This window comes from Burkholderia sp. LMG 13014, from assembly GCF_905232215.1.
Taxonomy (GTDB): Bacteria; Pseudomonadota; Gammaproteobacteria; order Burkholderiales; family Burkholderiaceae; genus Burkholderia.
On record NZ_CAJNKE010000236.1, the window covers coordinates 1 to 8,908 of the forward strand.

Genomic DNA, 8,908 nt, shown 5'->3' on the forward strand with positions numbered 1-8,908 from the left:
AGCGCCTGCCCGACGTCGCTCATCACGAGGTTGAGCCAGAGCTGCGCGGCGGAAGGGTTCGGGCCGTTCTTCACGAGGCTCATCGCATACGGCGCCGACACGCTGCCGTCCTGCGGAATCACGACGTCGGCCGCATCGCCCATCCCGTCGACGTACTTCGCCTTCAGGCCGTCGTTCTCGTAGCCGATCAGGATCGGAATCTCGCCCTTCACGAACTTCGCATACGGCGTCGTGCCCTCGACGCGCAGCACGTTGCCCGCATTCTTCAGCTTGCCGAAGAATTCCGCGCCCGGCTTCGGATTCTCGACGCTCCCGCCGTTCGCGTACGCGGCCGCGAACACGGCAACCTGCCCCTGCCCGGTCGAACGCGGGTCGAGGTAGACGACCGCGTTGCGATATTCCGGCTTCAGCAGGTCGGACCAGCGCTGCGGCACGTTCTTCACGAGCTTGCGGTTGACGAGGAACGCGATGTTCAGCGAATGCACCGCGAACCAGCGGCCGTCCGCCGAGCGGAACACGTTCGGCAGCTTGTCGAAGTTGACCGGCTTGAACGGCGCGACGACGTCCTTGCTCTCGGCATCGAGCGCCGACGCGGCGAAGTAGTACGCGGTATCGGCCTGCGGACGGCGGCGCGACTTGTCGAGCGCGACCACGGTCGCGGCCGAGCCGATGTCGTTGTAGGTGATCTCGACCTTCGGATAGCGCTTGCGGAATTCGGCGAACAGCGCCTTCCAGTTCGCCCATTCGGGGCCCGTGTCGAACGACACGACGAGCCCTTCGTCGGCGGCCTTCGCATACAGCGCGTCCTCGCCCGGATACAGCGGTGCGGCGTGCGCCGGTGCGGCAGCCAGCGCGGCGAGTGCGCACAGCGCCAGCATGCCGGCGCGCAGGGTTTTCACAAGGGGTTGGCCTGCAAGCATCGGGGATCTCCGTTGAATGAAAGGGGTCATTGCGCGGCCGGCGACGCCGGTAGCACGAGCAGATGGCGCGGTTCGATCGCGATGCAGCGCGTGGCCGTCACGCGGCCTTCGCACAGCAGCGGGTCGGCCGAACCGGTGGGAATGAAGTCGTAGCGCTGCGTCGCGCCGAAGTAGCGCACGTCGCCCGGGCGGCCGTCGATACGGTTCACGCCGGGCCCCGGCGGATCGGCTTCGACGTGCTCGGGCCGCACCAGCACCTCGATCTCGGCGCCCGGCCGGTGCGCGCCCGTCTCGACGCGCAGCGTCGCGAAACGCACGTCGACCGTGTCGTGCGCGATCACGCGGCCGCGCAGCAGCGTCGAATGCCCGACGAAGCGCGCGACCTGCGCGGAAGCCGGCCGCTCGTACAGGTCGCGCGGCGTACCGACCTGCAGCACGCGCCCGCCGTCGACGATCGCGACGCGGTCGGCCATGCTCAGCGCCTCGTCCTGGTCGTGCGTGACGAGCAGCGTCGTCGCACCGCATGCGCGCTGCAGCGCGCGGATTTCATCGCGCAGCTGATGGCGGATGCCGGCGTCGAGTGCCGCCAGCGGCTCGTCGAGCAGCAGCAGCTTCGGTTCGATCACGAGCGCACGCGCCAGCGCGACGCGCTGCTGCTGCCCGCCGGACAGCATCGCGATGCCGCGCTCGGCATGCGCCGACAAGCCGACGCGGTCGAGCATCTCCGTCGCACGCCGCCGCCTGGCGTCGGCCGCGACGCCGCGCATCCGCAGCCCGTACGCGACGTTGTCGGCTACCGACAGGTTCGGAAACAGCGCGTAGTGCTGGAACACCATGCCCACCTCGCGTCGCCACACGGGCACGCCCGCCATGTCGTCGCCGCCGATCGCGATGCGGCCGCTGCCGCCGTCGAGCAGGCCGGCTGCGAGCCGCAGCAGCGTGGACTTGCCGGACCCGCTGCGCCCCATCACCGCGAGCAGCTCGCCTTGCGCGGCGGACAGCGTGACGTCGTCGACGCCGTGACGCGCGCCGGGATACTGGAAACTGACGTGTTCGAATTCGAGACTCATGACTGGCTCACTTCATGCGTTGTACGGTGCCGACCGACACGAGCGTCGCGAGCACGGCGAGGACGAGCAGCACGACGGTAGCCGCGCACGCCATCCCCGACGCGCCGTAGAACGCCTGCAGCAGCACGATCGGATAGTTGCGGTAGCGAAAGCCGGCGATCAGGTTCGAGATCTGGAATTCGCCGATCGACAGCGCGGCCACCATCACGAGCCCGGAAAACAGGCTGTGCCGCAGGTTCGGCAGCACGATTGTGAAGAACTGGCGCAGCGGCGTCGCGCCGAGGGTCGCCGCGCAGGCTTCGAGGCGCGCGAGCCCGAGGTGGCGCAGATCGCTGAGCAGCGTCTGCAGCAGGTACGGCAGCGTCAGCACCGCGTGGGCCCCGATCATCAGCGGTAGCGTGCCGAGCCACGGCAGCGTGTCGCCGCTGAAGATCGCGATGTAGCCGAAGCCGAGCGTCAGCGCGGGCACGGCCACCGGCATCAGCATCACGATGCGCGTCGCCATGCCGCGCCCGGCCTGCGCACGGTGATGCAGCGCATAGGCGAGCGGCAGCCCGATCACCGCGTTGAGCGCGCAGCACGCCAGCGCGACCGTCAGGCTCACGCCGAATGCGCGAGTGAAGCTGCGGTTCGCGGCGAGGTCGGCGAACCAGTGCCCGGTGAAACCGGTCGGCAGCAGCGTGTTCGTCCACGACTGGCCCACCGAGCCGACCAGCAGCAGCGCGATCGGCAGCAACAGGTAGAGCCCGAACATCGCGACGAGCGCGTTCAGCAGCAGGCGTCCGGCGCTCGGACGCACGGGCCTGTTACGCGGAATCGGAACACCATCGGCCAGTGCCGGGGCGGTAGACGCAGGCATGGAAACACTCGCGGGCAAGAGAGACAAAGACGCCGCGCAACGCCCGCCGGGCGGCGGCTGTCACGCGTTTTCGGGATGGCTGCAGTGTGCGGTTTCGACATGGCATCGTCATGAAAAAAACGTACAAAGCCCGCATCGATCTGTGCACGGAGGGAATAGCCGGCGATGAAGCACCTGTATCCGAACGTCGCGGAACTGCACGCGTTCGCGAGTTCTGCGAAGTACCTGAACTTCTCCTACGCGGCCCGCGAACTGGGCCTGACGCCCAGCGCGGTCAGCCGGCAGATCGCGAATCTCGAGGCGCTGTTCGGCGTGAAGCTGTTCGTGCGCGAAGGGCGCAGCCTCGTGCTCACGCGCGCCGGGCAGGTGTACCACGCACGCGTCGTCGGCCCGCTGCGCGAGATCGGCAACGCGTCGATCGAACTGCTGAGCGCACGCGAGAACAGCGACCTGCTGACGATCGCGAGCGTGCCGACGTTTACGACCAAGTGGCTCGTGCCGCGGCTCACGCGTTTTCTCGCCGTCGCGCCGAGCGTCACGCTGAGCTTTCGCCGCCATCTCGCACACGGCGACATCTTTCCGTTCGGGCTCGACGCGGCGATCCGCTATGGTGACGGCGCATGGGAAGGGGTGCGAAGCGATTACCTGGACGGGCGGACCTTCGTGCCGGTCTGTTCGCGCGAGTTCGCGGAGCGGCACGCGTTGCGCACGCCCGCCGACGCCATGGCGGCGCCGCGACTCGTGCACGAGCAGGCGGAAATCGCGTGGTCCGCGTGGGCGGAACGCCATCGCGCCTCGCAAATGAATGCGCTCGCCGGGCCGCGCTTCGAACAGTATTCGGTGCTGATCCAGGCCGCGCAGGCGGGGCTCGGGCTCGGGCTCGCGCTCGTGCCGCACTTCCTGATCGTCGACAATCTCGCGGCCGGCACGCTCGTCGAGCCGTTCGACGCGCCCGTCGACGTCGACGCGCAGGGGCACTACCTGTGCTACGCGCCGGAGCGCCTCGAGACGAGCGAGGCGTTGCGGCACTTCAGGGCATGGATGCTGGACGAATGCGGGACCGCATGAGCCGGACCCGCATCGTCATGTAGCAGGACGCGCGCCGCCGCGCGTCCCGCGCCGGACACCGCCCGGCGGCGGCGTCCGGCAGGCATCGTCAGTGGTCGATACCGAGGGCCGGCAGCACGCGCGTGTTCTCGGCCACGACCGCGTGCAGCAGGCGCGGGTTCGCACCGAGCAGCCCGAGGATCGTCGGCGCGACCTGCTTCGTGCCGACGACGTCGGTCACGGTGCGTGCGCGATGGATGCCCGGATACGACACGAGCAGGCCGAGGTGGCTGTCGTCCGGCGCATTCCCGCCGTGCTCCTCGTCCTTCTTCGTGCTCGACGTATAGATCACACCCGGATTCGGCTGGACGATGATGTCCGGCGTACGACCGTTGGCCGGATCGCCGAAGCGCTCGGCCAGCGCCGCGCCGTACAGGATGTACGCCTGCGAACCGTCCGCGCAGATCCCCGGTGCGTTGCAGCCGAGGTTCGCCTTCAGCGTCTGCACGACGGCCGTGCGCTGGTTGCGGTCGCGCAACCAGATCAGGCCGACGTCGTCAGTCTGCACGAAGCCCGTGTCGACGAGGCCCGAACCGTCGTTCAGGTTGCCCGTCGTCGTGTTGGCCTGGCCGAAGTTGCCGTTCGGGTCGAGGTAGTTGTTCGTTTCGAGCAGCTTCGTCAGCGTGTCGCCGTTCTTCACGAGCTTGGTGCGATCGGTCGGCGACTGGCCATGCTTCGACGTGACGATCACGGCCGTCGACGAATACAGGTTCGCCTGCTTCAGCGCCGCGACGACATGGCCGATCGAGTTGTCGACATACGTGATCGCGTTCGCGACCTGCCCGTTCGGCGTGAAGTTCGCGTCCATGTAGCCGCCGCCCTTCGTCACCACCGCCTTCTGCGCGACGCTCAGCGTCTGGAAGTCGGCGCCGAACAGCGTCGGCACCGGCGCGCTCTTCGTGCCCGTCGAGTCGCGGCCGTTGATCTGGTTGATCAGCGCCTGCACGTGCAGGTTGTCGAATTGTGCGGTGTGCGAATAGACGTCCGTGTAGTCCGTTTGCGTCGTCGCGTCGATCGAGTTGATCTCGGTGCGCATCATGTCGTCGACGCCGGTGCCCGACGGGCCGTTCAGCCAGTCGTAGCCCCACGCGTGCTTGTCGGCCCACGCGGTGTGCGCATTCGGCACGCCGGCCTTCACGGCTTCGAACACCGTGTTGGTCTTCACGTAATTGTGCGGATAGACCGGCACGCACTGGCCGTTGACCTTCGCATGCGGGATCGCCTGCGGGTTGAACCCGCCACCGCCGTCGAGGTGCACGAGCTTGCCGCCGTTGAACGCATCGATGCCGGTCGTCTCGTCGAACACGACGTTCCAGCCCTGCTTGCCCGAGCACGTCGTGTCGCCCGGTGCGTACAGGTTGCGGTCGTACGACACGTCGTAGAACAGGCCGGCCGTCTTCGGCGAGCCGCCCGTCACGAGCGCCGCGAGGCCCGGGAACGAATCCGACAGGCCGGGCGTGTACGCATTCGTGTACGTCACGCCGTGCTGCGCGAGCACCGCGATGTTCGGGCACGTGTTCGCGCCGATGCAGCGCGCGAGATCCTGCTCGTGCAGGCCGTCGACGCTGATCAGCAGCACGTGCTTCACGACACGGTGGCCATGGCCGCCGTCCTCGCCCTGACTGTCGCCGTCCTGCTGCGCCGCATAGGCACCCGCGCTTGCGAGCGCCAGCGCGCCTGCCACCATCGCCACCAACTTCCGCTGCTTACCAAGGAAAGACATCATCACCCCACCTCTTCGATTGACGTTGAACTGCGTGACTTGCCATCAAGCGCGCAAAATATCGCCGGATCGTGGGGCGCTCGCATGAAGCGCGGCTTACTGTTTTCTATCAAACGTAACCAATCGCAAGCGACACGAAGCGATCGCAAAGCAAAGTGACCCAACGCACATTGCGACGTGCGCGCATGACGTCCGCACCGGCCTGGTGCAAGGCGCGCACGGTCGCCGGCCGCGCGATTTTTTTTCGCGCTTGGCGCATGACTATTGGCGTGTGATAAAGGGTTTTCCCTGACCCGGAGCACGAGTATGTCGACCCTGGAAGCTCTCCGGTTCGTGCTGGACGATGCACGCACCCCCGAAATCATTCGCCACCACGTCGTCGACGCGTTGCAGTACGCGTTACGCAACTACGGACAGGTGTTCACCGCGAAGGAAGTCGAATGGCTGGCGCAGTGGGACGATGCGCGTCTGCCGCTGGCCGCGAAGAAGGAATTGGACAAGCGCGAAGAACCGGCGATCGCCGTGCGCTGAAGGAAGCACGCCGCCGCGCCCGAACGGATGAACGGACGCAGCGGCGGCGGATGGCCTGCTTACTGCAGGCCGAAGTCGACGCGGGTCGTCGCGCCCTTGTCCTCGATGCCCTTCGCATCGAGCTTCGGCGCAACGACGAACACGCGGCTCGAATCGATCTTCCCGTCGAGGTACTGGCGCACGGCCTGCGCGCGCTGCTGCGCGAGCGCACGCAGCGCGTTGTCGTCGGCCGGCGCATGGTCGGCGAGCGCCTTCTTCATGTCGGCGTCGGGCAGCGTCTTCTGCAGGCCGACCAGGTTGCGCGGCTTCTTGAAGTCGGCGGCCTTGTACGCACGCGTCAGGTACTTGCTGTACTCGGCCGGCTCGACCTTCACCGACATCGGGTCGATGCTCTCACCCTGCCCGACCACGTCCTTCAGCTTCTGCTGACGCACCAGCCGCTCGACGTACGCGTCGCCGAGCCCCGACGTGTCCTTCGTCGGATCGACACGGCCGATCAGGTCGAGGCGGATCGACGGCTTCTCGGTCAGCATCTTCACGACGGTGTCGAGCTTCTTCTGCTGCGCGTCGTCGAGCTGGTACGAGCCCGGTGCGAATTCGACGTAGCCGAGATCCTCGCCGCCGCTGCCGAACGCATGCGCGAGCAGCGAGAACGGTGACGTGACGGCCTTCGCGATCAGGTTCAGCACCGCGCGCCAGATCAACCCGCCGACGCTGAACTCCGGATTCGACAGCGAACCGGACACCGGCAGGTTCACGTCGATCTGGCCGCGCGTGTTCTTCAGCAGCGAAATCGCAAGCTTCACCGGCAGCTTGGTCGCCGTGTCGTTCTCCACATGGTCGCCGAACGTGAGCTGGTCGATGAAGATGTGGTTGTTCGCCTTCAGCTGGTCGTTCTCGAGCGCGTAATGCAGGTCGACGTTGAGCTTGCCCTTCGTGATCGGGTAGCCCGCGTACTTCGCCGAGTACGGCGTCAGGTTGGTCAGCTCGATGTCGTGCGCGGTCGCCGTGAGGTCGAGCGCCGGCTTCTCGATCAGCGGGTTCACCGAACCCTTGATCGAGATCGGCCCGTTGCCCGCGAGGTTCGCGGCCACGTCGACCGGCGCGGACGTCGTCGAATCCGTGCCGAACGCGCCGACCGTGCCCTTGATTGCGACGAGGTTCGCCGTGTAGTTCGGCTTGATGAAGTTGTCGGTGTACGTGACGCGGCCGTTCTGCAGCAGCAACTCGCCGAAATGCATCCGCACCGGGTTCTGCGGCGGCGTCGCCGCCTTCACGACCACCGTCGCGGACGCGGCGGCCGGCGCAGCCTGGGCGGCGACCGGCGGCGTCATGCCCGGCGACAGCGGCACCGGTTCGCTCTTGCTCGCATCGCGCGTGAGCGACTGCGCGGGGCCCGATTCCTTCGCGACGACATCCTTCAGGTTCAGCCGCCCCTGCGCATCGAGCAGCACGCGGCCGTAGAAGTTGGAGAACGTCACGCGCGACGCGTCGACGTCGGTGCCCTTCTCGTCGTAGTTCGCCTTCAGGTTCGTCAGCGCGAGCGAGCGCCAACCGGCGAACGGGTCGGAGGTCGCCTTGTCGAGCATCCGCACGTCGACCAGCGCGACGTCGCCGCGGTAGGTCGCGCGCGGCGTGTCCTTCACCTGCGCGAACGTCAGGTTGCCCTGCGCGTTGAGCAGCGCGCTGGCGATCGTCGCGTTCAGCGCGCTGCCGAAGTACGGCTCGAACGCGGCCGCGTCGAGGCGGTTGCCGTTGATCTTCAGGCCGAGTTTCAGCGGCTGCGCGGTCACGTCGCCCGTCACGTTCAGCGAGCCCTTGCGGTTCAGCGTCGCCTTCAACTGCACGGGCAGCGGCTTGGTCATGTCGTCGCTGATCTTCTGCACCGACAGGTCCAGCGGCTTGATCGCCAGCTTCACCGGGCGCGGCGTCGACAGGTCGGTGAAGTTCGCGGACGAATCCTTCACGTTCAACGCGTCGATCCGGTAATGCCACGACGGTGCAGCAGCCTCGGCCTTGCGCGCGACCGTGCGCTTCGGCACCGACGCCTGCGCGGGTTCGGCCAGCGCCGCGAGGTCGATCTTGCCGTCCTTCAGGCGCTGCACGTCGAGCGCGATCCCGCTGGCGTCGACGCTCGCGATCTCCGCGGTGCGCGTGGCCACGTCGACCTTCGCGATCTTCGCGCTCGCGTCGGACAACACGATCGCGGGCGCCTTCGCGTCGGGCGTCGCGATCTTCAGCGACTTCAGGCTGATCGTGCTGTCGGCCACCTGCGCGGCGAGCGGCGTCTTGCCCCAGTCGGCCTTCGCGTTGACGGTCGCGCCGAGCGTGCCGTCGAGCACGCGCGCACGCGTCGCTTCGCCGAGGTACGGCTGCAACGCGGGCAGCGCGAGCGCGGCGACCGTCAGCTTGCTCTCGGCCTGCTTCTCCGCGAGATTGAAGGTGCCTTCGGCCGTCACGTCGCCACCGCGCGGCAGCGACGTCGACAGCGTGTATTTCGCGGGTGTCTTGCCCTGCATCGTGAAGCCGTCGAGCGTCGCGGCGAGCTTCGTGAGCGACAGCGCGGTCGGCGTCGCCGGCACGCGGTCGTCGACGTTGACCGTGCCGCCGTCGATCGCGAAATGACGGATCGTCAGGTCGAGCGGCGGCGCCTCCTTCGCGTCGGCTTCGACCTTTGCGCCGCTCGCGGCAGAAGCAG

At 67.6% G+C, this 8,908-nt stretch carries 7 protein-coding genes; 2 read left to right on the forward strand and 5 right to left on the reverse strand.

What is annotated here, in order from left to right; translation table 11 throughout:
* From JYJ84_RS21210 to JYJ84_RS21220, 3 genes are all read right to left on the reverse strand, one after another.
* Nucleotides 1-920, reverse strand: a 920-nt coding sequence (locus tag JYJ84_RS21210; protein WP_205189432.1) for an extracellular solute-binding protein, incomplete at its 3' end; no start/stop codon positions are given.
* A gap of 26 nt (nt 921-946) precedes the next feature.
* Nucleotides 947-1,990 carry an ABC transporter ATP-binding protein gene (locus JYJ84_RS21215; RefSeq protein ID WP_175222461.1) on the reverse strand — a complete coding sequence of 348 codons (1,044 nt, stop codon included), beginning with the start codon at nt 1,988-1,990 and terminating at the stop codon, nt 947-949.
* A 7-nt stretch (nt 1,991-1,997) separates the two neighbouring features.
* Nucleotides 1,998-2,744: an ABC transporter permease gene (locus tag JYJ84_RS21220; protein ID WP_374102117.1), complete on the reverse strand. Its 747-nt coding sequence runs from the start codon at nt 2,742-2,744 to the stop codon at nt 1,998-2,000.
* Between the two features lie 270 nt (nt 2,745-3,014).
* Here JYJ84_RS21220 and JYJ84_RS21225 point away from each other — a divergent pair, with 270 nt between their 5' ends.
* On the forward strand, nt 3,015-3,917 hold the full coding sequence (locus JYJ84_RS21225) for a LysR substrate-binding domain-containing protein (RefSeq protein WP_175222460.1): 903 nt from the start codon (nt 3,015-3,017) through the stop codon (nt 3,915-3,917).
* An 88-nt stretch (nt 3,918-4,005) separates the two neighbouring features.
* Here JYJ84_RS21225 and JYJ84_RS21230 read toward each other — a convergent pair whose 3' ends face one another.
* Nucleotides 4,006-5,682: an alkaline phosphatase family protein gene (locus JYJ84_RS21230; RefSeq protein ID WP_175222459.1), complete on the reverse strand. Its 1,677-nt coding sequence runs from the start codon at nt 5,680-5,682 to the stop codon at nt 4,006-4,008.
* 303 nt (nt 5,683-5,985) lie between these two features.
* On the opposite strand from JYJ84_RS21230, the gene JYJ84_RS21235 reads away from it, so the two are divergent.
* Nucleotides 5,986-6,210: a hypothetical protein gene (locus JYJ84_RS21235; protein WP_164462743.1), complete on the forward strand. Its 225-nt coding sequence runs from the start codon at nt 5,986-5,988 to the stop codon at nt 6,208-6,210.
* Nucleotides 6,211-6,269: 59 nt separating this feature from the next.
* Here JYJ84_RS21235 and JYJ84_RS21240 read toward each other — a convergent pair.
* Nucleotides 6,270-8,908, reverse strand: a 2,639-nt coding sequence (locus tag JYJ84_RS21240) for a DUF748 domain-containing protein (protein WP_205189433.1), incomplete at its 5' end; no start/stop codon positions are given.

What these genes read in the sequence shown, in the direction of transcription:
- JYJ84_RS21215 (WP_175222461.1), bottom strand. Translation starts at nt 1,990, where the DNA reads ATGAGTCTCGAATTCGAACACGTCAGTTTCCAGTATCCCGGCGCGCGT.
- JYJ84_RS21235 (WP_164462743.1), top strand. Translation starts at nt 5,986, where the DNA reads ATGTCGACCCTGGAAGCTCTCCGGTTCGTGCTGGACGATGCACGCACC.
- JYJ84_RS21220 (WP_374102117.1), bottom strand. Translation starts at nt 2,744, where the DNA reads ATGTTCGGGCTCTACCTGTTGCTGCCGATCGCGCTGCTGCTGGTCGGC.
- JYJ84_RS21225 (WP_175222460.1), top strand. Translation starts at nt 3,015, where the DNA reads ATGAAGCACCTGTATCCGAACGTCGCGGAACTGCACGCGTTCGCGAGT.
- JYJ84_RS21230 (WP_175222459.1), bottom strand. Translation starts at nt 5,682, where the DNA reads ATGATGTCTTTCCTTGGTAAGCAGCGGAAGTTGGTGGCGATGGTGGCA.